Origin of the sequence: Janthinobacterium leeuwenhoeki, from assembly GCF_051380795.1 — a bacterium.
Taxonomy (GTDB): domain Bacteria; phylum Pseudomonadota; class Gammaproteobacteria; order Burkholderiales; family Burkholderiaceae_D; genus Janthinobacterium.
The window spans coordinates 52,647-76,888 of record NZ_JBNYXT010000022.1; the positions used below are offsets into that span (position 1 = coordinate 52,647).

22 protein-coding genes and 1 tRNA gene are annotated in these 24,242 nt (G+C 59.2%); 17 read left to right on the forward strand and 6 right to left on the reverse strand.

Annotated elements, in window-relative coordinates:
• Positions 1 to 7: 7 nt before the first annotated feature.
• Positions 8 to 3,229 (forward strand): molybdopterin dinucleotide binding domain-containing protein, encoded by a 3,222-nt coding sequence (locus ACQ4WS_RS17155; RefSeq protein ID WP_436478169.1) that lies wholly within the window; start codon positions 8 to 10, stop codon positions 3,227 to 3,229.
• 69 nt (positions 3,230 to 3,298) lie between these two features.
• Here the strand turns inward: ACQ4WS_RS17155 and ACQ4WS_RS17160 are convergent, their stop codons facing one another.
• From ACQ4WS_RS17160 to mutM, 5 genes are read right to left on the reverse strand one after another with little or no spacing between them, the layout of a single operon-like run.
• On the reverse strand, positions 3,299 to 3,913 hold the full coding sequence (locus ACQ4WS_RS17160) for a response regulator transcription factor (RefSeq protein WP_436478171.1): 615 nt from the start codon (positions 3,911 to 3,913) through the stop codon (positions 3,299 to 3,301).
• Positions 3,910 to 5,700 (reverse strand): sensor histidine kinase, encoded by a 1,791-nt coding sequence (locus ACQ4WS_RS17165; protein WP_436478173.1) that lies wholly within the window; start codon positions 5,698 to 5,700, stop codon positions 3,910 to 3,912. The genes ACQ4WS_RS17160 and ACQ4WS_RS17165 overlap by 4 nt, the downstream gene beginning before the upstream one ends.
• A complete protein-coding gene (mutY, locus tag ACQ4WS_RS17170; RefSeq protein WP_436478175.1) occupies positions 5,700 to 6,863 on the reverse strand; it encodes an A/G-specific adenine glycosylase in 1,164 nt (387 codons plus the stop codon). Before mutY ends, ACQ4WS_RS17165 begins: the two co-directional genes overlap by 1 nt.
• A 44-nt stretch (positions 6,864 to 6,907) precedes the next feature.
• A complete protein-coding gene (locus tag ACQ4WS_RS17175) occupies positions 6,908 to 8,809 on the reverse strand; it encodes a dynamin family protein (RefSeq protein WP_436478177.1) in 1,902 nt (633 codons plus the stop codon).
• A 22-nt stretch (positions 8,810 to 8,831) separates the two neighbouring features.
• Positions 8,832 to 9,668, reverse strand: a complete 837-nt coding sequence (mutM, locus tag ACQ4WS_RS17180; protein WP_436478179.1) for a bifunctional DNA-formamidopyrimidine glycosylase/DNA-(apurinic or apyrimidinic site) lyase — start codon at positions 9,666 to 9,668, stop codon at positions 8,832 to 8,834.
• A 167-nt stretch (positions 9,669 to 9,835) separates the two neighbouring features.
• Here mutM and ACQ4WS_RS17185 point away from each other — a divergent pair, with 167 nt between their 5' ends.
• The 10 genes from ACQ4WS_RS17185 to ACQ4WS_RS17230 all read left to right on the forward strand — a co-directional run bounded on the left by ACQ4WS_RS17185 (position 9,836) and on the right by ACQ4WS_RS17230 (position 19,577).
• The gene (locus ACQ4WS_RS17185; protein WP_436478180.1) at positions 9,836 to 11,638 is read left to right on the forward strand and encodes a tetratricopeptide repeat protein; all 1,803 of its coding nucleotides are present in this window, start codon (positions 9,836 to 9,838) and stop codon (positions 11,636 to 11,638) included.
• A 117-nt stretch (positions 11,639 to 11,755) separates the two neighbouring features.
• Positions 11,756 to 12,394 carry an outer membrane lipoprotein LolB gene (locus ACQ4WS_RS17190; RefSeq protein ID WP_436478182.1) on the forward strand — a complete coding sequence of 213 codons (639 nt, stop codon included), beginning with the start codon at positions 11,756 to 11,758 and terminating at the stop codon, positions 12,392 to 12,394.
• Positions 12,391 to 13,275, forward strand: coding sequence for a 4-(cytidine 5'-diphospho)-2-C-methyl-D-erythritol kinase (gene ispE / locus ACQ4WS_RS17195; protein WP_436478184.1), 885 nt, complete (start codon positions 12,391 to 12,393; stop codon positions 13,273 to 13,275). The genes ACQ4WS_RS17190 and ispE overlap by 4 nt, the downstream gene beginning before the upstream one ends.
• A gap of 78 nt (positions 13,276 to 13,353) precedes the next feature.
• Positions 13,354 to 13,430: transfer RNA gene (locus ACQ4WS_RS17200), tRNA-Gln, on the forward strand.
• A 150-nt stretch (positions 13,431 to 13,580) separates the two neighbouring features.
• Positions 13,581 to 14,531 carry a ribose-phosphate pyrophosphokinase gene (locus tag ACQ4WS_RS17205; protein ID WP_034753270.1) on the forward strand — a complete coding sequence of 317 codons (951 nt, stop codon included), beginning with the start codon at positions 13,581 to 13,583 and terminating at the stop codon, positions 14,529 to 14,531.
• Between the two features lie 165 nt (positions 14,532 to 14,696).
• On the forward strand, positions 14,697 to 15,308 hold the full coding sequence (locus tag ACQ4WS_RS17210) for a 50S ribosomal protein L25/general stress protein Ctc (RefSeq protein ID WP_436478186.1): 612 nt from the start codon (positions 14,697 to 14,699) through the stop codon (positions 15,306 to 15,308).
• 115 nt (positions 15,309 to 15,423) lie between these two features.
• A complete protein-coding gene (pth, locus tag ACQ4WS_RS17215) occupies positions 15,424 to 16,008 on the forward strand; it encodes an aminoacyl-tRNA hydrolase (RefSeq protein WP_086145733.1) in 585 nt (194 codons plus the stop codon).
• Between the two features lie 215 nt (positions 16,009 to 16,223).
• Positions 16,224 to 17,315: a redox-regulated ATPase YchF gene (gene ychF / locus ACQ4WS_RS17220; RefSeq protein WP_436478189.1), complete on the forward strand. Its 1,092-nt coding sequence runs from the start codon at positions 16,224 to 16,226 to the stop codon at positions 17,313 to 17,315.
• Between the two features lie 224 nt (positions 17,316 to 17,539).
• Positions 17,540 to 18,712, forward strand: coding sequence for a tyrosine-type recombinase/integrase (locus tag ACQ4WS_RS17225; protein WP_436478191.1), 1,173 nt, complete (start codon positions 17,540 to 17,542; stop codon positions 18,710 to 18,712).
• Positions 18,705 to 19,577: a hypothetical protein gene (locus ACQ4WS_RS17230; protein ID WP_436478193.1), complete on the forward strand. Its 873-nt coding sequence runs from the start codon at positions 18,705 to 18,707 to the stop codon at positions 19,575 to 19,577. Before ACQ4WS_RS17225 ends, ACQ4WS_RS17230 begins: the two co-directional genes overlap by 8 nt.
• Before the next feature lie 163 nt (positions 19,578 to 19,740).
• Here ACQ4WS_RS17230 and ACQ4WS_RS17235 read toward each other — a convergent pair whose 3' ends face one another.
• Positions 19,741 to 20,454, reverse strand: coding sequence for a DUF8453 domain-containing protein (locus ACQ4WS_RS17235; RefSeq protein ID WP_436478195.1), 714 nt, complete (start codon positions 20,452 to 20,454; stop codon positions 19,741 to 19,743).
• Between the two features lie 319 nt (positions 20,455 to 20,773).
• On the opposite strand from ACQ4WS_RS17235, the gene ACQ4WS_RS17240 reads away from it, so the two are divergent.
• From ACQ4WS_RS17240 to ACQ4WS_RS17265, 6 genes are all read left to right on the forward strand, one after another.
• On the forward strand, positions 20,774 to 20,953 hold the full coding sequence (locus ACQ4WS_RS17240) for a helix-turn-helix transcriptional regulator (protein WP_436478197.1): 180 nt from the start codon (positions 20,774 to 20,776) through the stop codon (positions 20,951 to 20,953).
• Positions 20,950 to 21,516, forward strand: coding sequence for a hypothetical protein (locus ACQ4WS_RS17245; RefSeq protein ID WP_436478199.1), 567 nt, complete (start codon positions 20,950 to 20,952; stop codon positions 21,514 to 21,516). The genes ACQ4WS_RS17240 and ACQ4WS_RS17245 overlap by 4 nt, the downstream gene beginning before the upstream one ends.
• Before the next feature lie 8 nt (positions 21,517 to 21,524).
• Positions 21,525 to 21,800 carry a hypothetical protein gene (locus ACQ4WS_RS17250; RefSeq protein ID WP_436478201.1) on the forward strand — a complete coding sequence of 92 codons (276 nt, stop codon included), beginning with the start codon at positions 21,525 to 21,527 and terminating at the stop codon, positions 21,798 to 21,800.
• Complete coding sequence (locus ACQ4WS_RS17255; protein WP_436478203.1) at positions 21,800 to 23,671, forward strand: replication endonuclease; 1,872 nt, start codon at positions 21,800 to 21,802, stop codon at positions 23,669 to 23,671. The genes ACQ4WS_RS17250 and ACQ4WS_RS17255 overlap by 1 nt, the downstream gene beginning before the upstream one ends.
• A 105-nt stretch (positions 23,672 to 23,776) precedes the next feature.
• A complete protein-coding gene (locus tag ACQ4WS_RS17260; protein ID WP_436478205.1) occupies positions 23,777 to 24,115 on the forward strand; it encodes a single-stranded DNA-binding protein in 339 nt (112 codons plus the stop codon).
• Between the two features lie 21 nt (positions 24,116 to 24,136).
• Complete coding sequence (locus ACQ4WS_RS17265) at positions 24,137 to 24,223, forward strand: tail virion protein G7P-2 (RefSeq protein WP_353056158.1); 87 nt, start codon at positions 24,137 to 24,139, stop codon at positions 24,221 to 24,223.
• Positions 24,224 to 24,242 lie beyond the last annotated feature (19 nt).

Below are 24,242 nucleotides of genomic sequence, written 5' to 3' on the forward strand. Positions count from 1 at the left end.
GGAGTTAATGATGAACGATCAAGTACATAACAACGCAAACAACGGTGCCCCTGAAGACGAAAACGAAAAGCGTCGCAAGCTGCTGCGCTACGGCGCCATCGGCGGCGGCCTGGCCGCGTTTGCCGCCAGTTTTTCCACCACGGCAGGCCGCATGGTCGACCACGCGCTGGGCAAGGATAAACCTGTGCAGAAACTGCACGGCAATTCCCTGCAACCCGAGTTTTCCGTCGACACGGCGACGGGGAAATTGATGGTCAATCCCGACCAGCAGGTCAGCTACACCATGTGCATGGGCTGCACCACGTTTTGCGGCGTGCGCGTGCGCCTGGATAAAAAAAGCGGCAAGGTGCTGCGCGTGGCGGGCAACCCGTACAGCCCCCTGTCGGCCGACCCGGCGCTGCCCTACCAGACCTCGATACGCGACAGCTTTGTGTCGCTCTCGCGCTTCCAGGAAAAGGGCTTGAAAGGGCGCTCCACCGCTTGCGGCCGCGGCAATGGCGTGCTGGAACAGATGGAGTCGCCGTTCCGCGTGCTGGCACCCATGAAGCGCGTGGGGCCGCGCGGCGGCGGCCAGTGGGAACCGATCGCCTTCGACCAGCTGGTGAAGGAAGTGACGGAAGGCGGCGATCTGTTTGGCGAAGGCCACGTGCAGGGCTTGCGCGCCTTGCGCGAGCTGGAAAAACCGATCGATCCGGCGCAGCCGGAACTGGGTCCGCAAGTCAACCAGGTGGGCCTGATGTGCAGCACTGACGACGGCCGCCTGGCGTTCGGCACGCGCTTTTTCAAGCAGTCGTACGGCAGTTTGAACCTGGTCAACCACGGCTCGTATTGCGGCGGCGCCTACCGCAGCGGCTCGGGCGCCATGTTCGGCGACATGAAGAAAATGCCGCACGCAAAAGTGGACCTGGAAAACACGGAGTTCTGCATTTTCGTCGGCACGGCGCCCGGCAATGCGGGCAATCCGTTCAAGCGCCAGGGCACCCTGATCGCCAAGGCCCGCTCGGGCAAGCGCGAATTCAGCTACGTCGTCGTCGACCCCGTGCTGACGAACGCGGACAGCCTGGCAGCGGGCGACCGCAGCCGCTGGGTACCGATCAAGCCGGGCACGGATGGCGCGCTGGCCATGGCCATGATCCGCTGGATCATCGAACACGAACGCTATGACCGCAACTTCCTCGTGCAGCCGAACCTGAAGGTGGCGGAAGCGGCGGGCGAGGCCGCCTGGTGCAATGCCACGCATTTGATCATCAACGAGAAGGGCCATCCGCGCGATGGCCGCTACCTGCGCGCGTCGGATATCGGTGCGGTAGAACTGGCGGAAGAAGAGCGCTACAAGGATGGCGACGCCTTCTGCGTGATCGACGCCGCCACGCAAGCGATCGTGCCGCACAACGCCGCCAAGGGCGAGGCGCGACTGTTCTTCGACGGCCCGCTGGAAGTGGCGGGCGCGCCGCTGCACCTGAAGACGGCCATGACGATGCTGAACGAGGAAGCGCAGCGCCACAGCATGGATGAATACGCAGCCGCTTGCGGTATCTCTCGCGACATCATCGAAGGCCTGGCGCAGGAACTCACCAGCCACGGCAAGCGCGCAGCCGTCAATGCGCATGGCGGCATGATGTCGGGCGCGGGTTTTTATAACGCGTATGCGCTGGTCATGCTCAACACCCTGATCGGCAATTTGAACCGCAAGGGTGGCACCCTGGTCAATGGCGGCAGCTTCAAGGATGCGGGACCCGGTCCACGCTATAACCTCGAGAGTTTCGACGGCGAGATCAAGGCGGCCGGCATGCCGATCGGACGCAATGTGCCATATGAAAAAACCTCGGAATTCAAGCTGAAGAAGGAAGCGGGCAAGGCGTATCCGGCCAGGGCGCCGTGGTATCCGAACGCGCCCGCGCTGGCAACCGAATGGCTCACCAGCGCCATGAATGGCTACCCGTACACCTTGAAGGCGCTGATCCTGTGGAGCTGCAATCCTGTCTACGGCATCACGGGCTTGCGCGCGCAGATCGGCAAGGAGCTGGCCGATCCGAAGAAGATTCCCCTGATCGTCGCCATCGACCCCTTCATCAACGAAAGCTCGGCGTTTGCCGACTACCTGCTGCCCGATACCTTGCTGTATGAAAGCTGGGGCTGGGCCGGTGCCTGGGGCGGCATGCCCGTCAAAATGAGCACGGCGCGCTGGCCCGTCGTCGAACCGCGCGTGCAGAAAACGCCGGACGGCCAGACCATCTGCATGGAATCGTTTTTCATCGCGCTGGCAAAAACGATGGCCTTGCCCGGTTTCGGCCCGGAAGCCTTGCAGGACATGGATGGCCAGCGCTTCCCCCTGCAGCGCGCGGAAGACTGGTATCTGCGCGGCGGCGCCAACATCGCCTGGCAAGGGAAAACGTCCGTGCCTGACGCCAGCGACGACGATATCGATCTGTCCGGCGTGGCGCGCATCCGCCCCGAACTGGAACGCACCCTGAAGCCGGAAGAGTGGCGCAAGGTGGCCTTCATGCTGGCGCGGGGAGGGCGCTACCAGAGCTATGGCGAGATGTTCGGCCTGCGCCTGCCGCCGCCGGCGAATGCCAAGGTGCCAGCAGCTCCCGTTCCGGTGCTTGATGAGACGCCGTATCCGCAGGACTGGTCCACGCACCGCTATCTGAAGCCCATGATGCTGTACAACGAGGGCCTGGGCGTGAGCAAGAACAGCTTGAGCGGCAAGCGTTTCCCCGGTACGCCCGCCTGGAGAGTGGCGGCGTTTGCCGACGGCACGCCCGTGCGCAAAACCTACCCGGCCAGCGAATGGCCGTTCGAGTTGATCAGTTTTAAATCGGCGCTGCAGAATTCGTACAGCATCGGCGCGCGGCGCTTGCGCGGCATCCATCCGGACAATCCCGTCGCCGTGCATCCTGACGATGCGGCGCGGTTGAAGCTGGAAAATGGCGATGAAATTGTTCTGGAAACGCCGGGTGGCAGGGCCAGGGCCACGGTGATGCTGCGCCATGGCGTGCAGCGGGGCGTGATCGCCATCGAACACGGTTTCGGCCACAAGGAGCACGGCGCGCGGGCCCACCGCATCGGCAAAGTGCGCCAGCCCGATGAACCGGCCATCGGCGCGGGCATCAACCTGAACGACCTGGGACTGACGGATCCGAGCCGCGGCGACAAGAACGTGTTTGTCGATCCCGTCTCGGGCACGTCGGTGCGGCAAGGACTGCCGGCGCGGATTATTCGTTGAGAAGCAGACTCGAACCTTCTACCCCAAGGTCGTAACGGCCGGGGTCAGACCCGGCGGGTCTGACCCCGGCTAAATCTCCCCGCTGGCCATCAGCAGCCGGGCTACCTCGGCTGCTGAATGCAGGCCCAGTTTTTCCATCGTGTTATGGCGGTGCACCTGCACCGTCTTGTCGCTGATGCCCAGCTCGCGCGCGATGACTTTCGAGGCTTTGCCTTCGGCCATCAGCAACGCCACTTCGCGCTCGCGCGCCGTCAGTGTCGCCAGCGCCGCTTGCGCCGTATTCGCGCTGGCGGCGCTGCGGCTTTCTGCCACGCTGCGGGCCACGGCGCGCGAGACGGCGTCCAGCAGTACCTGGTCCTTGCACGGCTTTTCCAGAAAATCGCAGGCGCCCGCCTTCATCGTCTGCACGGCCATGGCCAGGTCGCCATGGCCACTCAAGAAAATCACGGGCAGCGCGATGGCGTGGCGCGACAGCTTCTGTTGCAATTCCAGCCCGCTCATCAAAGGCATGCGCACGTCGAGCAGCAAACAGCCAGGCGCATGACCTTCATAGCGCTGCAGGAAATCGCGCGCCGATGCAAACGTCTCCACTTGCCAGCCAGCCGAATCGAGCAGATAGGCCAGCGAGCGGCGCATGGCGGCGTCGTCATCGACGACAAAGATGATGGCATCGCTTTCATTCATGGTGTTTCCTTGTTTGCTTCCATGCCAGTATCTTCAGGCAGGCGGAACCAGACCGTCAAGCCTGGCGCATCGGCGTTGGCGTGCGCCGACAGGCTGCCGCCGAACGATTCGATGATGCTTTTGCTGAGAGACATGCCCAGTCCCAGGCCTTCGGCCTTGGTGGTAAAGAAGGGCTCGAACAGGCGCGCCATCTGCGCCGCCTGCAGGCCGCAACCGGCGTCGCGCACGGCGACCGTGCAGGCGCCGTTTTCCCGGTGCAGCAGCACGCCGATGGGGTGCTGCGGATTGTCGTTTTCCAGCTGCGCATCGAGCGCATTTTTCAGTAAATTGAGCAGCACCTGCTGCACTTGCTGCGGGTCGGCCAGCACGCGCGCCTCGATGCTGGCGCCATCGTGGCGCCAGTCTATCCGCGCTTGCGGCTGGGCCGCGCGGAACAGCGTGACCGCTTGCTCCACGGCGTCGGCCAGGGCGAAGGCCGTGCTGTGCGCGGGACGCTTTTGCGCCATCGCGCGGATGTGACGGATGATGGCGCCCGCGCGTTCGCTTTGCGCGGCGATTTCCTGCGCGCCATCGAGCAGGGGCGCCGCGTCGAGCCGGCCCGCCGTGATGCGGCGCGCCATGCCGCGCGCGAAATTGCCGATGGCGGCCAGCGGCTGGTTCAATTCGTGTGCGATGGCGCTGGCCATCTCGCCCAGAATCGCCAGGCGCGCCGTGTGGTCGAGCGTGGCCTGGCGCTGGCGCGCCTGCTCTTCCAGCGCGCGCTGCTGGTGCTGGGCGGCGCGCAATTGCTCCGTGCGCCGGCTGACCAGGTATTCCACGCGCACCGTGTGCACGGCCCAGGCGACGAGCAAGGCCAGTACCAGCAGCATCCAGCCCCAGTAGCGGCGCAGCGCCGTCTCGAACGTCAGCTTGTCCAGATAGGCATAGGGGCCGATGCGCAATTCGCGGAACAGTTCATCGACGATCTGGTAATCGCTGGGCACCGTCCAGCTATAGCCTTCGGCCGTGCGCGGCATGGCCAGCAGGGCCTGCGCCACTTTTTTAGCCAGCGCGGGTGGCGTCTGGCGCAGGGCCACGAAGGGCCAGTCCGGATACAGCCGCGACGAGCTGACGCAGCGAAAACCGGGAATCGGGCGCGTGGTGATCACGCGCAGTTCCTCGGCGCGCACTTCGCCAAGCGCCACCATCTGTTCCAGCAAACAGGTGCGCACGATGCCCGCATCCATGCGCCCGGACCGTACGGCGTCGACGATCTGCTGCGACGGAAAGCCGCTGTAGCGCAGGCTGGCAAAATCATGCGTGGGATCGATGCCCGCTTCGCGCAGTTCGCGCGCGGCGATCTGGTAGCCGCCAAAGGCATCGGGCGCCACCGCCATCACGTTCTTGCCCGCCAGGTCGGCCAGGTCGTACAGCGGCGAGGCGCTGCGCACGACGATGGCCGAGCCGATGGCCTGGCGCGGTGACTCCGTCCATGGCGATTCGAGTGTGGCGATGCGGCTGGCGCCATCGCTGTGTTCGAGCGCCACGTAGTGGCCGCTGCTGGTGATGGCAAAGGCGACCGCTTGCGACTGGACGGCGCGCGTCAATCCCGCCTGGTCGTAGTCGGCCAGGATGAAACGGATGCCGGGGATGCTGGCCTGCAGGTGGCGCGTCACGTACGACCAGTCCTGCTGCACGGCGTCGGCGCCCTTGTAGGCGAGTACTCCGATGCGCACCTCCGGCAGCGCCGTTTCGGCATGCGCTGGCGCGAGCAGGAGAGCCAGCGCCAGTAGGACAAGCCTGCGCACTAAAACATGCTGCGTTGCGCCGAACGCGCATCGCCGAACAGGTCCAGCAGCAGTTTCTTGATAGGTGCGGGCAGCGGCGCGTCGGCGATTTTCGCGCCGCCATACCAGACGTGCGTGGATTCTCCGGCCAGCGCCAGGCGGCGCGCCAGGGTGATGCGGCAGGGGACGATGTGCAGCTTGTAGTGAGTAAACACGTGCACGATGGGCAGCAGCCGTTCCTGTGTTTCGATCTCGCCGAATGGCGCCACGGCGCGCGCCAGTGCATCCTGGTCAATGTCGCGCGGCGAGTCCTCGCCGGCCAGCACGTGGCCATCGAGTTCCGGCAGCGACAGCAAGCCGCCCCAGATGCCCGAGCCGGGGCGCTGCTCCAGCAGCACCTTGCCGTCGTCGATGATGACCAGCATGACGGCATGTTTTTCCGGGCTGGTTTTCTTCGGTTTGCGTACCGGCAGATCCTTGGTGCGGCCGGTGGCGTAGGCCACGCAGCGCGGCTGCAGCGGACAGCGGCCGCAATCGGGACTGCTGCGCGTGCACAGGGTGGCGCCGAAGTCCATCAAACCCTGCGTGTAGGCTTCGATGCCAGTCTCCGGGAGCAGCGCTTCGGCGCGGCGCCACATGGCTTCCTCGACGCGTTTCTCGCCGGGATAGGCATCGATGCCGAAGGTGCGCGCGAAGACGCGCTTGACGTTGCCGTCCATGATGGCCGCGCGCGTACCGCTGGAAAACGCGGAGATGGCGGCCGCTGTCGAGCGGCCGATGCCGGGCAGGTCAGCCAGCAGGGCCGGGTCGCTGGGGAAAACGCCGTCGTATTCGGCCACCACGCGCTGCGCGCATTTGTGCAGGTTGCGCGCCCGCGTGTAGTAACCAAGGCCGCTCCACTGCGCCATCACGTCTTCCACCGGGGCTGCTGCCAGGTCGCGCAGGGTGGGGAAGCGTTCGAGGAAGCGCGCGTAGTAGCCGAGCACGGCGGTGACCTGCGTTTGCTGGAGCATGATTTCGGACAGCCAGATCAGGTAGGCGTCGCGCGTGTTTTGCCACGGCAGCGCATGGCGGCCATGCTGCTTTTGCCAGGCGATGATGGTGGCGGAAAAAGTCGGGTCGATATAGTCTTCCAAAGGCGCCGGGCCCGTGGCGGGCGAGAGCGGATGCAGCAAACGTTTCATGCAGGGTTCCAGTGTTCTGTGGTGTGATGTTGCCGATGTTGCGCTCAGCTTGCGCTGGCGGCGCGCAAGGCGGCGAGCAATTGCGCCAGCTGCGCCTTGTCGCGTTCGAGCGCCGCAAGGCTGGCCTCGAAGCCGGCGATTTTCTGTTCCAGGCTGCCGGTGGCGTCGTGGATGCGCTGGATCGAGGCAAAGCGCAGTTTCAGCTGTTCCTTGTACTCGACGATCTGCGCTTCGAGCGGCGCCATGATGACTTTCAGCCAGGCGCTGGCGTCGTCGTTGGCGTTGGTGAAACTGCGGCGCACGCGCGAGGCGATGGTGTCGAAGAATTTCTCCATCAGCACGACCCGGCTGGTGGTCAGCAGGGTCGCCGTGCCGAATTGTTTATGGTAGACGGCTTCGATATCGGCGATCTCCTGGCGGTAGCGGGCCAGCGAAAACGGCATCGGCAAGGCCAGCGCCAGGCCATGTTCGGAGGCGAATTTGCGGTACATCACGTTCATCATTTCCGTGATCTCGGCCGTCTTGCCTTCCGAGCGGTCCAGGTTACTGGCGATGCGCTCGAAATACTGGCGCACGGCTTCGCGCAGGCCCGTGAAGAAGCGGCTGCGCTGCATGGCCGCGCGCACGCCGTCGATATCGTCGCGCACGATGTCCATGCCCAGGCTTGTGTACAGCTCCGTCGACAGGCGGGTAAACACGGCGCGTGTCGCTTGCAGCTTGAACAGGCTGCTGTCGAATTCCTTCTTCTCGATATCGATGCGCCGCATCATGTGCGCGATCACGCTCTGGTTCTTGCCGCGCAGGCTGTGCAGCTCGTGCAGCTGCTCGGCGATGCCGCGCGCGCGGGCCGCCGCCTGCACCTGCTGCGCCGCTTCGATGGCGTCCAGGTCGAACGCCAGCTGGCGCCGGATGATGTCCTTGCGCGCAGGGATCAGCTCCTCGAACAGGGCCGTCTCCAGCGCCTGCAATCGGCTTTTTTCCAGCAGCGCCGCATCGTGGTTGATCTTGCCCACCAGAGCCTTTTGCGCCGAGACGGGAAACACCTGGCCAGCATCCAGCGTCAACAGATGCGCGACGCTGGCTTGCTGGCGTTCGATCGCTTGCGCCACTTCGGCGTCGCCGCGCAATTCGTCCCACATGCTGTCGATCTTGTTGAGCACCACCAGGCGCCCCGCACCGGCGCCGATATGGTTGCGCCATACTTCGATATCGCTGCGCGTGACGCCCGTGTCGGCCGCCAGGATGAACAGCACCGCGTGCGCATTCGGGATCAGGTTCAGGGTCAGCTCCGGTTCCGTGCCGATGGCGTTCAGGCCTGGCGTGTCGAGGATGACCAGGCCCTGTTTCAGCAGCGGATGGGGGAAGTTGATGATGGCGTGGCGCCACATGGAAATTTCCACCTGGCCGTCCTCGTCGAGCATGGCGGGGGCATCCGCGTCGTCGGCGTCGTACAGGCCGTAACGCGCCGCTTCTTCGATGCTGACTTTTTTCGTCAGGCTGACCTGGCGGATGGCTTCCTGCATGTCGCCGCCCGCCTCGATGTTCAGGGGCAGGACGGTCCAGGCGGCAGGCAGGTCGCGGTAGTCGCTGGTCGACAGGTTCTGCGCGCGCGTCTCGATGGGCAGCAGCCGGATCGATGGCGGCCAGGCCGCGTCGTACAGCAGCTCGGTGGGGCACATGGTGGTGCGGCCCGCGCCCGAGGGCAGGATGCGCTGGCCATAGCCGGCAAAGAAGATGGCGTTGATCAGCTCGGATTTGCCGCGCGAGAATTCCGCCACGAAGGCCACCGACAGGCGGTCGTCAGCCAGGCGGGAACCACAGCGCGCCAGGCGCAGCGCGGAAGCGCCGTCGACCAGGCCCGCCGCGCTGGCGGCTTGCCGGTATGCCTGCAAGGCGGCCTGCACGTCCTGGCGCCATGCGCTGTATTGTTCCAAGTCCCTGACCATCTGACTCCCTCTGTGAGTATGCTTATTTTTGACAATTCACGCAGTAGAACGTGGAACGCTGTCCCTGCACGATCTGGCGGATAGTCGCGCCGCAGACGCGGCATGGCTTGCCCGCGCGGTTGTACGTGAAATACGTCTGCTGGAAATAGCCGGACTGGCCGTTCACGCCGATGAAGTCGCGCAGGGTGCTGCCGCCTTGCACGATGGCTTCGGCCAGCACGTCGCGGATCGATTGCGCCAGTTTCTCATAGCGGGCCAGGCCGATGCGCCGGGCTGGCGTTTTCGGGTTGATCCCTGCGCGGAACAGGCTCTCGGAACAATAGATATTGCCCACGCCGACGACGATATCGCCCGCCATCAGCACTTGCTTGATATTGGTGCCCTTGTTGCGCGTTTTCTCGAACAGCAGCTGGCCCGTGAAGCCGCCTTCCAGCGGTTCCGTGCCCAGGCCGCGCAGCAGCGCGTGGCCATCGAGCGGGCCGTCGGCCTCGTCGTGCCACAGCACGGCGCCGAAGCGGCGCGGGTCCGTCATGCGCAGCACCTGGCTGCCGCCGTCCGCATCTTCCACGACAAGGTCGAAATGGTCGTGTTTTTGCGCCTCCGTCCCCGGCGGCAGCACGCGCAAATGGCCCGACATGCCCAGATGGATGATCAGGGTGCCGTGGCGGAAGTGGATCAGCAGGTATTTGCCACGCCGCCCCGTCAGGCCGATGGTTTGCCCCGACAATTGTTCGCCCAGGGCAGGGGGGAAAGGCCAGCGCAGGCCGTCGCGGCGCAGCACGACTGCGCGCACGGCGCGTCCTTCGAGATGGGGCGCGACACCGCGCCGTGTGACTTCGACTTCTGGCAATTCTGGCATAGGGCTCGAATGGTGGAAAACCGGGTAAAGAACAGGCGGATTGCCGGCGGATGGCTGGCCCTGGCATGCTACGCCGCCACGAGGTATATATTTCGTTACATACGTGAAGTACGCGATAGCCCCGTTGGGCGTAGAATCAAACTTTGCCGTTTAGCCAGGATCAGCCTTTGAAAAACGCTTTCGCCATTGTAACCTTGTCCGCGCTGATGGCTACGCATGCCATGGCACAGACGCCTGTCGCCCCCGCCGATGCCGCGGCCAGCCCCTCTGCGGCCGCGCCCACCGCGCCGCAGGAAGCGGCCGCCGAGTCCAAGGCGGACGCCAAGGCGGACGCCAAGGCGGAAGGTTTGCCCAAGGTCGAGCTGAGCAGCGATTTGCTGTACAAGCTGACCCGCGCCGAAATGGAATTCAAGAGCGGCCAGTGGCAAGGTCCGTACGTGACAATGATGGTGGCGGCGCAGCAGACGCGCGATCCGCGCCTGGCGCGCCGCGCGTCCGAAATGGCGCTGGCCGCCAAGCAGGGCAGCGAAGCGCTGGCGGCCATCCGCCTGTGGCGCGAGCTGGCGCCCGAATCGGACGAGGCAACGCAGTTCTTCCTCGGCTTTGTCGTCTTGACGGACAAGATCGAAGAGGCGGAACCGATTTTTGCCGAGCGCCTGGCCAAGGCGCCAGAGGGCGCGCGCGGCGTGGCCCTGTTCCAGATGCAGCAGATCCTGTCGCGCTCGAATGACAAGCTGTATGCCTACGCGATGTTGACGCGCCTGGTGCAGCCCTACCTGGATATGTTCGAAGCGCACCTGGTGCTGGCGCAGGGCGCCTTGTCGCTCGGCGAGCGTGAGCGCGCCATCGGCGAAGCGAACAAGGCGCTGGCGATCAAGCCGAACTCCGAGCTGGCCGCGCTGACCCTGGCGCAGGTGACGGGCGAGCCCGAGGCGGCAAACAAGGTGCTGGCCGCGTTCCTGCAAAAGAATCCGGATGCCGTCGAAGTGCGCGGCGCGTATGCGCGCCTGCTGGTCGAGCAAAAACAGCTGGAGCCGGCGCGCGACCAGTTCCTGCTGCTGCTGAAAAGCCAGCCCGATAACGTGGGCGGCCTGTATGCGTTGGGCATCGTGGCGCTGCAGCTGGAAGACACCAAGGGCGCGGAGCAGTACTTCAAGCGCTTCCTGGCCGTGCTGGATAAAAATCCTGGCGACGCGCGCGATCCATTCAAGGCCCTGATGATACTGTCGCAGATCGCCGAGACGCGCGGCGATACGGCGGGCGCCATCGCCTGGCTGGACAAGGTCGACAACAGCGCATCAAGCGGCTATGTCGAGGCGCGCTTGCGCCGCGCCCAGCTGATCGCCCGTGGCGGCAATCTCGATGCGGCGCGCAAGGCGCTGACGGAAATCGAAACGGACGATCCGGCAAGCCAGGCGCAGGTGCTGCTGGTCGACGCGCAATTCCTGCGCGATGCCGGCTATGTGCAAAGCGCCTACACGGTGCTGGAAAACGCGCTGCTGCGCTTCCCCGACAATCCGGAGCTGCTGTACGACTATGCCTTGCTGGCCGAGCGCCTGGATAAACTCGAGCTGATGGAAGCGAGCCTGCGCCGCGTGATGGCGCTGGCGCCCGACAACCAGCATGCGTATAACGCCCTCGGCTACTCGCTGGCCGAACGGGGCATCCGCCTGCCAGAAGCCCATGCGCTGATCGAAAAAGCCTTGCAGATGGCGCCGGGCGACCCGTTCATCATGGACAGCATGGGCTGGGTGCAGTTCCGCATGGGTAACCTGGCCGCCGCGGAAAACGCGCTGCGCCGCGCCTATGCCGTGCGCAGCGATCCGGAAATCGCCGTCCACCTCGGTGAAGTGCTGTGGCAGAAGGGCGACAAGGCCGAAGCGCAAAAGCTGTGGCGCGAGGCGCAAAGCAAGGACCCGAAAAACGACGCGCTGAAAAGCACCCTGGCGCGCCTGAATGTCAGTTTGTAGCGCAATGTTGACTAAAATCTGGGGTCAGACCCGCAGGGGGAATGCGTTCCAGTGGAACGCATTCCGATCCCGCAGGGACTGACCCCAGCATCTGCCGTTGGGTTTATAAAAATTACCATGTTAAAAAAACTCTTCCCCCTCACGCTCGTCTGCCTTGCCCTCTCGGCCTGCTCGACCCTGCCATCCCCCTTTGCGTCTTCCAGTGCGCCTTCCAGCGTGACCGTCGCCCCTTACCGTGAGCAGGTGGAGCTGACGGGCCGCTTGAACGTCGTGTACCAGAAGGATGACAAGCCCGAATCGGCTACCGTCAATTTCAACTGGCAGCAGACGGCGCAACGCACGGACGTGACCCTGTATTCGCCCGTCGGCAGCACCCTGGCGACGATCGCCGTCACGCCGCAGCAGGCCGTGTTGACGCAAAGCGGCAAGGCGCCGCGCAGCGCGCCCGATATCGATACCCTGAGCGCGCAGATGCTGGGCTGGTCCTTGCCCGTGTCGGGCTTGCGCGACTGGCTGCAGGGCCATGCCGTGGGCGCCGATGGCAAGCGTTTCATGGCTTCGCCGGCCAACGACAGCGTGACGACCAAAGACGGCTGGCGCTTGCGCTATGTGTCGTGGCAAGATGCTGCAGAAAATACACCGGGCGCCTTGCCCCAACCGCGGCGTATCGATGCCGAACGCAATGCCAGTGCGCAGGCCGATGCCGTCTCGCTGCGTATCGTGCTCGATGCCGCCCCATCCGCACCTGCACCATGACACTGACGACTCTGAACAATTGCCCGGCCCCGGCCAAGCTGAACTTATTTCTACACGTCAACGGCCGCCGCGCCGATGGCTACCATCTGCTGCAGACCGTGTTCCAGTTGCTAGACCATGGCGACACCTTGCACTTCGCGCTGCGCGACGACACCTTGATCCGCCGCGTGACGGCATTGGCCGGCGTGCCGGAAGAGCAGGACTTGATCATCCGTGCCGCAAAATTGCTGCAGGCCGAAGTGCTACGCCGCACGGGCGCCTTGCCGCGCGGCGTCGATATCGCCATCGACAAGCTGCTGCCCATGGGCGGCGGGCTGGGAGGCGGTTCGTCCGACGCGGCCACGGCCCTGATGGCACTGAACCGCCTGTGGCAGGCGGGCTTGAGCCGCGAGGAATTGATGGCGCTGGGTTTGCCGCTGGGCGCCGATATCCCGTTTTTCATCTTTGGCGAAAACGCCTTTGCCGAAGGCGTGGGCGAAGCCCTGCAGCCCGTCGCCACGCCCGAATGCTGGTACGTGGTGATCGAGCCGGGCGTGCAAGTGCCTACCGCCGCAATTTTTTGCGCGGAAGGCTTGACGAGAAATACCGAACCCGTCACAATAGCGGACTTTTCCAGGTACCTCGCAGCAGGAAGCGATGCGGGCGGGTTTGGTAAGAATGATTTACAGCAAGTGGCATGCAGTCTTTTCAAGCCGGTAGCAGATGCGGTAGAATGGCTGAGTGCTTACGGTGAGGCCAGGATGACTGGTTCCGGTGCTTGTGTGTTTAGTGCGTTTGGCAGTCAGGAAGAAGCGGATGCGGTGCTCAGTAATGTGCCACCAGTCTGGATCGCCTGGAAGGCAAAAGCGCTGAATCGCCACCCGATGCTCACCATGTTGTAGGCAGCAAAAAAAGATTTTGCTTAGCGTCAAATAGTCGGTATAATACTGGCCAACATGACGGCAAGCAGTCAGTAACGTAGGGGAATCGCCAAGCTGGTTAAGGCACTGGATTTTGATTCCAGCATGCGAAGGTTCGAATCCTTCTTCCCCTGCCACCATTTCACCGTAGCCTGTCGATGCGAAGTTGGCGTCCAGTGCGGGAAAAAGCAGATATGTCGCCACGCGGCATATTCTAAACAATGACTGACCGGGCCTATGCCCGGTTAGTGCTTTTCAAGACTTCTTTATCACCTCTTGGGACTCCCATGGCTTACGAAAACCTGATGGTTTTTACCGGCAACGCGAATCCAGCGTTGGCAGAGGGGGTCGCAAAAAACCTCGGCATCCCTCTCGGTAAAGCAAACGTTTCGAAATTCTCCGACGGCGAAGTAATGGTCGAGATTAACGAAAACGTGCGCGGCAAGGATGTTTTTGTTTTGCAATCCACCTGTGCTCCAACCAACGACAGTCTGATGGAAATCATGCTGATGGTTGATGCCTTGAAACGTGCTTCCGCTGGCCGCATTACCGCCGCGATTCCTTACTTCGGCTACGCCCGCCAAGACCGTCGTCCACGCTCAGCGCGTGTGGCGATTTCGGCCAAGGTGGTGGCGAACATGCTGGAAGAAGCCGGTGTCGAGCGCGTCCTGATCATGGACTTGCACGCTGACCAGATTCAAGGGTTCTTCGATATTCCAGTCGACAATATTTACGCTTCGCCAATTTTGCTGGGTGACCTGCAAAAGAAAAACTACCAGGATCTGCTGGTGGTGTCGCCGGACGTCGGCGGTGTGGTACGTGCACGCGCCCTGGCAAAACGCCTGGGCTGCGACCTGGCCATCATCGACAAGCGTCGTCCAAAAGCGAACGTGTCCGAAGTGATGAACATCATCGGTGAAGTCGAAGGCCGCAACTGCGTGATTATGGATGACATGGTCGACACGGCAGGCACCCTGACCAAGGCTGCCGAAGTGCTCAAAGAGCGCGGCGCGAAAAAAGTCGTGGCGTATTGCACGCACGCGGTGCTGTCGGGCCCGGCGATCGACCGTATTTCGGCCTCGCCACTCGATGAGCTGGTCGTGACTGACACGATCCCTCTGTCCGAAGCGGCCCTGGCCTGCGGCAAGATTCGTCAATTGACGTGCGCGCCGCTGCTGGCCGAGACGTTCAAGCGCATCATCAAGGGTGATTCGGTTATTTCCCTCTTTATCGATTAATTCGGTAATAGAAACAGACGTAATGCCTGCGGCGCGACCGGCTTTTTGCCTGTTGCGCCGCAGTGTTTTAATTTTCGGGGTGTTTTGCACCCCATTTTCGAGGATTCCTGGTCGCGGGAGTCTTCATAACACAAGGCGCAAGCCTTGTTCTTCTTGGAGTTTCACATGAAAGTTATCGCATTTAAACGCGAATTGCAAGGTTCCGGAGCGAGCCGCCGCCTGCGCATTTCCGGCCAAACCCCTGGTATCGTCTACGGTGGCGCTGAAGCCCCGGTGCTGATCTCGCTGGATCACAACGCCCTGTACCACGCTTTGAAAAAAGAAGTGTTCCACTCGTCGATCCTGGATCTGGAAATCGACGGCGTTTCCCAGCAAGTTCTGTTGCGCGACTTCCAAGTCCACGCATACAAACAACTGGTTCTGCACGCTGACTTCCAGCGCGTTGACTCGAAGCAAGCTATCCACGTGAAAGTGGCGCTGCACTTCATCAACGCTGACGTTTCCCCGGCAGTCAAACTGCACGGCGCGACCATCAGCCACGTTGCCAACGAAATCGAAGTTTCGTGCCTGCCAGGCCAACTGCCAGAATTCATCAACGTTGACCTGTCGAACATCGACGTCGGCCACTCGCTGCACGTTGGCGACCTGGTCCTGCCAGCTGGCGTGACCGCTGTCACCCACGGCGCCAACCTGACCATCGCTACCGCTTCGGTACCGGCTGGCCACGTTGCTGCTGAAGCTGAAGCCGCTGCTGCTGTTGAAGCCGACAAGAAGTAATTTTGCCGCCGCAGCAATGCGGTAGTCGCAAGGAAAAACCCGCCAGGTTCGCCGCGCGGGTTTTTTTCCGCCCGTTTTCACCGATAATGCTTTCTTTTACATTGCAGACACAGCCATGCCCATACGCCTGATCGTCGGCCTCGGCAACCCGGGACCCGAATACGAACAAACCCGCCACAATGCCGGCTTCTGGCTGGTGGACAACCTTGCCAACAGCTTGCCCGGCACGCGCTTGCAGCGCGATTCGCGCTATAACGCCATGCTGGCCAAGACTTCCATCGGCGGCAACGAAGTCTGGCTGCTCGAACCGCTGACCTTCATGAACCGCTCGGGCCAGTCCGTGGGCGCGCTGGCGCGTTTCTTCAAGATCGCCGCCGATGAGGTGCTCGTCGTGCACGACGAACTCGATCTGATGCCCGGTATCGCGCGCCTGAAAAAGGGCGGCTCGGCAGGTGGCCACAATGGCTTGAAAGACATCACGGCCGCGCTGGGCACGCAGGATTACTGGCGCTTGCGCCTGGGCATCGGCCATCCGCGCACCTTGAGCCTGCAGCAACAAGTGGCCGACTTCGTGCTGCACCGCCCGCGCCGCGAAGACCAGGAGCTGATCGAGCAAGCCATTGAGAAATCCTTGCAGGTGATGCCGCAGATCGTCGAAGGCAAGTTCGAGGCGGCGACGATGAAGCTGCATACGGCCTGAGAGTAAGGCCTGATGGCGTCATGATACGGCTGTTTTGGCGTCATTTGCCCATCATCGGGCTTTTGAAGCGCGCGGGACACGGGTACAATTGACCCCTTGAAATGCAGCACACGCACTATCCCCGGAAAAGGGCGAACCATCGCCCCGTTTTCCCTAACAGCACGGCAAGCACGCCGATAGACGGCGCCATGTGCTTTGATTATTAAAGGTTTTCCATGAGTCTCCAATGCGGTATCGTCGGCTTGCCGAACGTCGGCAAGTCCACCCTGTTCAATGCACTGACGAAAGCCGGCATCCCGGCTGAAAACTATCCGTTCTGCACCATCGAGCCGAACGTCGGCGTCGTCGAAGTGCCGGATCCGCGCATGGATGCGCTGGCCACCATCGTCAAGCCGGAACGCATGGTCAACGCCATTGTGGAATTCGTCGACATCGCCGGCCTGGTGGCTGGCGCATCGAAGGGCGAGGGCCTGGGCAACCAGTTCCTGTCGCACATCCGCGAAACGGACGCCATCGTCAACGTCGTGCGCTGCTTCGAAGATGACAACGTCATCCACGTGGCCGGCAAGATCAATCCGCTCGACGATATCGAAGTCATCCAGACCGAATTGGCACTGGCCGACATGGGCACTGTGGAAAAAGCCATCCACCGCGAAAACAAGAAAGCCCGTTCGGGCGACAAGGATGCCGCCAAGCTGCTGGCCATCATGGAACGCATGATGCCTTACCTGAACGACGCCAAACCGGTGCGCGCCATGGGCCTCGATGCCGATGAAATGGAACTGATCAAGCCGCTGTGCCTGATCACGGCCAAGCCCGCCATGTTTGTGGCCAACGTGTCCGACTCGGGCTTTACCGACAACCCGCTGCTGGACCAGCTGACGGCGTATGCGCAATCGCAAAACGCCCCCATCGTCGCCATCTGCGCCGCGCTGGAAGCGGAAATCGCCGACCTGGACGATGCCGACAAGGGCGCTTTCCTGGCCGACATGGGCATGGAAGAGCCAGGCCTGGACCGCCTGATCCGCGGCGCCTACAAGCTGCTGGGCCTGCAAACCTACTTCACGGCAGGCGTGAAGGAAGTGCGCGCCTGGACCGTTCCTGTGGGCGCCACGGCACCGCAAGCGGCCGGCGTGATCCACACCGACTTCGAACGCGGCTTCATCCGCGCGCAAACCATCGCCTATGACGACTTCATCGCCTACAAGGGCGAAGCGGGCGCCAAGGAAGCGGGCAAGATGCGCGCCGAAGGCAAGGAATACGTCGTCAAGGATGGCGACGTGCTGAACTTCCTGTTTAACGTCTAAGTTGCTAGTGTTGTTTCACGACATTTAATATTGCTTCAAAATGTCGAGAACATCACCATATTCTCCTATGAGAGCCGCGAAATTCGCGGCTTTTTCGTTTCTAAGTGTTTCACCATATTTCGTGAGTATTCAAGAAAATCATGGGTATGTAGGTGGGTATAAGTGCTTGGCTGCGTCATCTGAGGTGGGTACAATGTGATTATCCTCATTTACCCGGACCAAAGATGTTGACCGATGCTCGTTGCCGCAGCGCTAAAGCGCAGGAAAAGCTCTATCGCCTAAATGACTTCAAGGGTCTCTACCTTGAGGTTAAGCCATCCGGTGTTAAGGCCTGGCGCTTTCGTTTTAAGCTAAACAAAAAGGAATCGCTCTTCGCCTTGGGGGACTACCCTAGCGTAGGTCTCGCAGACGCGCGCGAAAAGTGTGAGGATGCACGTAAGCTGGTTAAGCAAGGTATCAGCCCTGTTCAAAACCGGCAGCTTGAAAAGGTTAAGCGGGAGGCGGATTCTGCGAATACTTTTGAATCGGTTGCAAAGGAGTGGCTAGGCCTGAGAGACTGGGAAGATGTTACTAAGTCAAGGCGGCTAAATATGCTTCAGCGGGTAGTTTTCCCATCAATCGGTAAGCTGCCAGTTCGTAAAATTACATCCGCTCACGTGCTAGAAATTCTCAACAAGACTGTTAAGCGCGGTGCTCCGACTGTCGCTGCCGAAGCTAAGCGTACGATGTCGTCGATATTTGAGCTTGCAGTGGCCACACTGCGAGCTGATACGGACCCCGTATGGCCTGTACGGAACGCTTTGCCGCCCAACAAAACTCAGCATAAGCGGGCACTATCCATTGAGGAAGTCAGCAAGCTGCTTGTTGATTTTGATGGTCATGGGGGTAACTTTCAGACCATCAGTGCATTCCGATTGATGTGGTTGACACTGACGCGTCCTAACGAGTCTGTTCAAGCGGAATGGTCGGAATTCGATACCGAAAAGGCCATCTGGAAGATTCCCGCGAGGCGAATGAAGGCCCGTCGCGAACATGTCATTCCATTACCATCACAAGCTGTCACTTTATTAGACGCCATGAGGCCTATCACCGGACATACTAAATTTGTGTTTCCAAACCGGGATGATCGGACGCGTTCCATGGCCGATGCAGCATTGCGCCAGGCACTGAAAAAATTAGGTTGGGCTACTAAATATAGTCCTCATGGTACGCGGACAACAGGCTCTACATTGCTAAATGAAATGGGCTATCGTCATGATGTGATCGAGACGCAGCTTGCACATGCAGAACCCAATAGTGTCCGTCGAACTTACAACCACGCAATTTATTTTGAGGAGCGGCGAGTGATGATGCAAGACTGGGCTAATTTTCTCGATACATGGAAAAATCATGATTGAGCCAGGGATTTCTTTGGAGTTTGAGGGGATTTTTCCTACAACCAAGGAGGAGCGTTGTCAAAAAAGTGAACTACTGGCATTGATTGACGAAATTCAAGTGAGGCGTGAGCATTTGGGTGAGAGCAAAATTGTTCGACTCGATGATTTCAAAGCCCAGCTCCTGACGCTTGCAAATGCTTACCGTACGTGGCTTATGCGTCGTGAAGAGGAGGAGGAATTTCAAGCCCAGTTTTCGAAAATTGTCTTAGCGGCTCAGGTGTTGAAAATGGCGCTGGGTCGGCTGGATTCCCGATCGAGAAAACGATTGGGGAAAGCTCAAGTTGATTTGTTCCATCATGCCGATGGTGCAGACAAAGAGGAGCTATCACGGTTAGAGGACCTGCATAGAGTTGGATATGAGCCGCGAACGGGTTGGCACTTTGATGAGGACATCCACTCGGTCGAAGTTGCCGCAGCATCACTTGCCGGGAAAAATAAGCGAGGGCGTCCAAGCGGAACTCTTGAGCAGCAGGTAGCGCAGGAATTTGTTGTTTTATGTCATCAACATAGTTGGTCGCTCATTCGAGTTTCAAACTCGGGCAGTATTCGAAATACGGGGGTTGTATTGTCGGATCCTGTTAGGTGCCTGGCAACCGTATTTCAAATTGCTGGCCTGCCTAAACCTGTTTCAAGTTCGAAAGCACTTTCGGCGCTAAACGTAGTGCGAAAGGGATTCTCTTACGCGACCGACCCGGTATGTGCAGATCACGGACGAATGATCTATGACGACGAATTTTGTGACTTCTATCGTGTCGATTTTCTGAACATGGTGCTTGATAGTGATATGGCGATGATTGGCGATGCCTCGTTTCGGTCCAGGTACTAAAACTTGATTTAATTTTTCACATGCGCTAGCTACTTGACTTGATAGCTGGCGTGAGGCGAGTGCCAGTTTCCATCCGCCCCAAAAAAAGTGAACATTGACTCAGCAGCGAAAGCAGCCTACTTCCGGCTTCCCATTCGCAGTTGTTCACATTTTTTACTTTGTTTTAAGTTTCGTCCTGTGACGCTACTTTGCTTGGCGCTTCCGCGACCGCTTGACGATGTCTTTGACGTCGAGCGCGAGAAGCACGTGCCGACACTCTTTTTTCATGGAGTCTATCACTCGTAAGAAACGCATCTACCTGGATGCGAGCGCTTCCTCGGCTAACCTGTTTTATATCTTCTTGCATTTTTTTTATGTATTCGGCGATCTGGACCAACGGGTCGTTTCCTAGTTTCGATATACCCTCTATATCTTCCATAGAGAGTGTGTAAATGTTCTCTTCGCGGACGGAACTCTTTGCGTTTCTGCGCCAGCTAATACTGACTGTATACCTCTTCCCCTCCAATGGACCGAACGCAGAGAGATAGCTACTCATGCTTTGGCCTGGTTTAAGAACACTTATTCGCTTAAGAGGGATTTCCTTTGCTGCTCTTGCTTCACCATTTTCCAAGGGGGGATCAAAATCGATGGAAATGTCATAGGCGGTGCCGTTGCCGGTGTTGTTCACATTTAAGTCAAAATGCCTCATCGACCAACGATTAGGGTCGAGAGTCGCGACTACATGAGGCTGAGAACTTGCTTCCACCATACGTGTTGTCTCACGTGCTAGCACTTGCGTAACCCTCCAAAGAAAAAAGGTAGCGATTGCAGTAACGAGCGTGCCGAGGAGTCCTCCAATAGACACCGTAGCGTTGAGCCATACTGGTATTTCATTCATTTAATAATACCCTTCAAAAAACTGCATTATTGTTCTAAATCAGCATCTATTTTCAAAATATTTAGCAGTTTGGTTGACTTCTTGGGAAAATTCTATCGACCAATGCCGATACTCGGGGTGCTCGAATCGAACCTCATGGCCAGTAGCCGAAGTAGCCATAGAGCACCAGTTCATCTTCCTACCTATCGTAGATGAAATTTTGACAAATACATTCTATACGGATTTTTAATCGCCTCTTCGGAGGTCTTTTTTTGTCCGTGTTTTATTTCTTTATCGCTGCCACCATCCCGTTCGGATTCAGTACCTTTCGGAGGGTGGCATGCGCATACGTTCATATTCAGATGTTCTAGAGATTCTCGGCATAAGTCGAGTGACGTTGTGGCGTTGGCTGCGTGACGACGATTCAAATTTTCCACGTCCAGTTTGTTTGGGTAAGCGCAAGCTGGGTTTTGTCCAGAGCGAACTTGATGCGTGGATAGCCGGGAATCGTCGTTCATGAATCAAATTTCCATTGTAAAAATAACATCTAGCGGCCGTCACTTTCCTTGCGCGCGTCCAGTATTTACATATCGGATTTTCAGTGGTGCAACCATGCTTTCGCAAGCTGCTTTCGACGATTTCTTGCTTTGCGTATTGACCGCTCAGCAGATGAAAAAGGAATCCCTTTCGAAGCTTTGCGAAAGTGTTTTGCACGTTAAGGATATTTGTCCTGATGCAGTACGTATTGCGAAGATTTTGGAAAGTGTTTTGCGTGTTGAGGTTATTTATCCTCATGGCGCACGTGTCCAAACTGCGGACCTTGTCGCTGCTGAAGCCGCTCTCGCTGCACCTGCGCCTGGAACTGAGTTTGGCTGTCCGATTCGGGAAAATATAGGACAAATTGTTGAGTCTCGTCGCAGTTCAGCCCCGCCTATTTTCATGGTTGTTAACGCTCCTAGTACAGCTACACGGCAAAGCTCGAACGTGCACGCGGTAGCGGGTGCGGGCGAATTTTGCCGTGTGTCCGCCATGGGCGGACCTGTTTGTCAGAGTACTTTGATTTCAAGGGAACTTGCGGCATGAAGAGGTCCATGCAAATGACTGGTTTCAACCCGGCTATTCGTGCCGTTGATGCAGAAGCTGTCCGTGGAATTTTTTGGATGCGCGCGTCAATCTCAGCCCGTACTGTCGCCGTTATGGCTGCAAATTTTCCTGTGGAGCGCGCCACTAGCAGCCTTATGTCTTTTGATACGCGAGAGCGAGATATCGTTTGGAATGCACTTCAAAGGTTGTTGTGTGAACTGATCGTGATACAGAAATGCATGTGTGACACGCCTATGAACAATCCTGCCAGCAAGGTGCACTGATGCAGAACATGGGGATACCGTTACGTATGGCAAATGCCGTGCATCGTTTGTTTGGTGGATTGAACATGCGCCGACAGCGCGTAATTGATGCCTTATTGGCTGACGATTTTCGTCTACCGCTGGTAGATCAATACGGTGTTATGACAGGGCCTATCGCTATTTCGGTGGCTGCGGAACAAGCGGCACGGGAGTGCTATTTAGTTTGTGATCGCGTCCAGACCGCTGACGCTATTCAGGCAGGTATTGCCGACGTGTGCGCGCGCCGAGGCGTTTCAGAACCCGTGGCCAGAACCCTGGGCGGGTATATCGCGCGTGCTGTTGATAAGGGGTGGTGGCGACGGAGGTTGCGCAAGGAACTTGTGCGCCGGTTTGAACACACGTCGATACAGCTTGGCCTGACACACTTGCGTGCTGATCCTTACATCAGCCGTGAAATAGCGATAGCGCAGGCGGCGCAAAACAATGAGAACCAAAAATTGTTGGAATTATGTATCGCTACTAATGAGTACGGTGATGTGTACAGCTTAGCCAAGCTGGCTACGTTGGGGACTGCGAATAAGGCGATTCGTCGTGGTGAATTGATGCTACGTATTCGAGGATTTGAAGAGGTGGCGAGCGTGCTGGGTCATGTCGGTATGTTCTGGACGATTACTTGTCCCAGTAAATTCCATAGCGTAGGTGGTACGAACGATGGTTACAAAGACTTTACGCCATCCGACGCGCAAAAGTATCTAGTTGGCGTGTGGGCCTTGATTCGTTCAGCACTCCATCGTCGTGGCATTAGGCCCTATGGTTTCCGTATTGCAGAGCCTCATACAGACGGCTGTCCGCACTGGCACATGCTGCTTTTCTTAGCTCCGCACGAGGTTGAGATCATGGAGCGTGTAATCCGTAAGTACGCGCTGCAAGTGGATGGAGACGAGGATGGTGCCCAGAAAAACCGAGTCAAATTGGTCAAGATCGAGGCAGGGAAGGGGACCGCAGCGGGTTACATCGCCAAGTACGTAAGCAAGAATATCGATGGGACGGGCGTAGGTGATCATAAGACTTTCGAAAGTGGGGAGACTTACGTCATTACTGTGGACAGATTCGGTGATGTTGAATTGACGGCGTCCCAGCGTGTGACGTATTGGGCGCAAGTTTGGGATATTCGTCAGTTCCAACCAATTGGCGGGCCGCAAATCTCGGTATGGCGCGAGCTAAGCCGTTTAGATGAAGGTGCTTTGCTGCACGCGGATGACCTAATTCGTGACGCGTACCAAGCGACACAAAAGGTTGAATCGGATGATCCGGCAGTTGTACAGCGGGCGGATTTCGCGCGATTCATTTGGGCTATGGGTGGACCTCAATGTGGCCGCGACACAGAGATACGGCTGGCTTCGAGAGAGGTGATGGTCGCTGGCCGGTATGAGACTGAGGAAGTGGAAAAGCCTGTAGGCGTGTACCTGGCGCGCCAGCCACAAGTCGTTTATGAGTCCGTGCGTTACCAATGGACGATCACGGGGCCCGGCGAGAGCGCCGGGTCTTCCTTTGCCGGTCATAGCGTCGGGGCGTGCCCATCTCCGCCCTGGACTCGAATCGCGGCCGCTTCTGCCTCTACTTGGACTAGTGTAAATAAGTATACGCAGTCAGCAGAAGCGAAGTCAGCGGATCAGCCAGAAAATAAAATTGTCTCTTCGCCCTTCGATGCTGGACGAATTTCTGATCGTAATCACGTTCGATGTGCAGAGGTGGACCACATCGCAGTCTACCTGCGGCATCGGAAACGTGCCCCAGGTGCCCCGAGCGTGCATTTGGAATACCTACGCGAAAAATATAGGGACCGCCATGAGGTACCCGTCACAAGCTTGCGCACGCCATCAGTGCATTAAAAATAGCTTCAAAGGTTTAGCAAGCGATTGTGTTTTGTACCGGCGCGCAATCGTGAGAAGTACCACGCAAGCCGGAAATTATGCAGAAAGTTTAGGGGAATAAAAATGGCGGAAGCGAACGTAATGATGAAGGTGGACGACAAGAAGAACTATCAGGCCATCAAGGCAATGCAGGTGATGGTGAGCGGTCGTATCGAGGGTTCAAAAACCTATGAAGGAAAACGCTACACACAGGTGATCACCCCTGCGGCCGATGTCTATTCGCGGCCGCAGATGGTTGAGATTCGTAGCAAAGCTCGTCTGGGCGATAAGGGCGAGGAAATCTCAGCCCCCTGTGTGTTGGGCGGTTTCCAGCGCAAGCCGTATGAAACGAAGGATAAGCAAACCGGTGAGGTTGTGAAGGTAGTGCCGGTTGAGCATACGCTCGATCTCATCGAAGAATAATGGTTGCTAGGCGAGGACGACATGGATGCTGTTTCATCTGAAGTTGTGATTTCAATTGGAGTTGTTGTCTTGTTCGCTCTCGGTTGGATTGCGGGAGGCCAACGATGACCGGCCTGTTCAAGTCGCT

Excerpts from the sequence above, each read along its gene's own strand:
- ychF (WP_436478189.1), top strand. The coding sequence starts at position 16,224 with ATGAGTCTCCAATGCGGTATCGTCGGCTTGCCGAACGTCGGCAAGTCC.
- ACQ4WS_RS17250 (WP_436478201.1), top strand. The coding sequence starts at position 21,525 with ATGCAAATGACTGGTTTCAACCCGGCTATTCGTGCCGTTGATGCAGAA.
- ACQ4WS_RS17260 (WP_436478205.1), top strand. The coding sequence starts at position 23,777 with ATGGCGGAAGCGAACGTAATGATGAAGGTGGACGACAAGAAGAACTAT.
- ACQ4WS_RS17190 (WP_436478182.1), top strand. The coding sequence starts at position 11,756 with ATGTTAAAAAAACTCTTCCCCCTCACGCTCGTCTGCCTTGCCCTCTCG.
- ACQ4WS_RS17225 (WP_436478191.1), top strand. The coding sequence starts at position 17,540 with ATGTTGACCGATGCTCGTTGCCGCAGCGCTAAAGCGCAGGAAAAGCTC.
- ACQ4WS_RS17230 (WP_436478193.1), top strand. The coding sequence starts at position 18,705 with ATGATTGAGCCAGGGATTTCTTTGGAGTTTGAGGGGATTTTTCCTACA.
- ACQ4WS_RS17210 (WP_436478186.1), top strand. The coding sequence starts at position 14,697 with ATGAAAGTTATCGCATTTAAACGCGAATTGCAAGGTTCCGGAGCGAGC.
- pth (WP_086145733.1), top strand. The coding sequence starts at position 15,424 with ATGCCCATACGCCTGATCGTCGGCCTCGGCAACCCGGGACCCGAATAC.
- ACQ4WS_RS17205 (WP_034753270.1), top strand. The coding sequence starts at position 13,581 with ATGGCTTACGAAAACCTGATGGTTTTTACCGGCAACGCGAATCCAGCG.
- ACQ4WS_RS17240 (WP_436478197.1), top strand. The coding sequence starts at position 20,774 with ATGCGCATACGTTCATATTCAGATGTTCTAGAGATTCTCGGCATAAGT.
- ACQ4WS_RS17160 (WP_436478171.1), bottom strand. The coding sequence starts at position 3,913 with ATGAATGAAAGCGATGCCATCATCTTTGTCGTCGATGACGACGCCGCC.
- ACQ4WS_RS17235 (WP_436478195.1), bottom strand. The coding sequence starts at position 20,454 with ATGAATGAAATACCAGTATGGCTCAACGCTACGGTGTCTATTGGAGGA.
- mutM (WP_436478179.1), bottom strand. The coding sequence starts at position 9,668 with ATGCCAGAATTGCCAGAAGTCGAAGTCACACGGCGCGGTGTCGCGCCC.
- ACQ4WS_RS17255 (WP_436478203.1), top strand. The coding sequence starts at position 21,800 with ATGCAGAACATGGGGATACCGTTACGTATGGCAAATGCCGTGCATCGT.
- ACQ4WS_RS17175 (WP_436478177.1), bottom strand. The coding sequence starts at position 8,809 with ATGGTCAGGGACTTGGAACAATACAGCGCATGGCGCCAGGACGTGCAG.
- mutY (WP_436478175.1), bottom strand. The coding sequence starts at position 6,863 with ATGAAACGTTTGCTGCATCCGCTCTCGCCCGCCACGGGCCCGGCGCCT.
- ACQ4WS_RS17265 (WP_353056158.1), top strand. The coding sequence starts at position 24,137 with ATGGATGCTGTTTCATCTGAAGTTGTGATTTCAATTGGAGTTGTTGTC.
- ACQ4WS_RS17155 (WP_436478169.1), top strand. The coding sequence starts at position 8 with ATGATGAACGATCAAGTACATAACAACGCAAACAACGGTGCCCCTGAA.
- ispE (WP_436478184.1), top strand. The coding sequence starts at position 12,391 with ATGACACTGACGACTCTGAACAATTGCCCGGCCCCGGCCAAGCTGAAC.
- ACQ4WS_RS17245 (WP_436478199.1), top strand. The coding sequence starts at position 20,950 with ATGAATCAAATTTCCATTGTAAAAATAACATCTAGCGGCCGTCACTTT.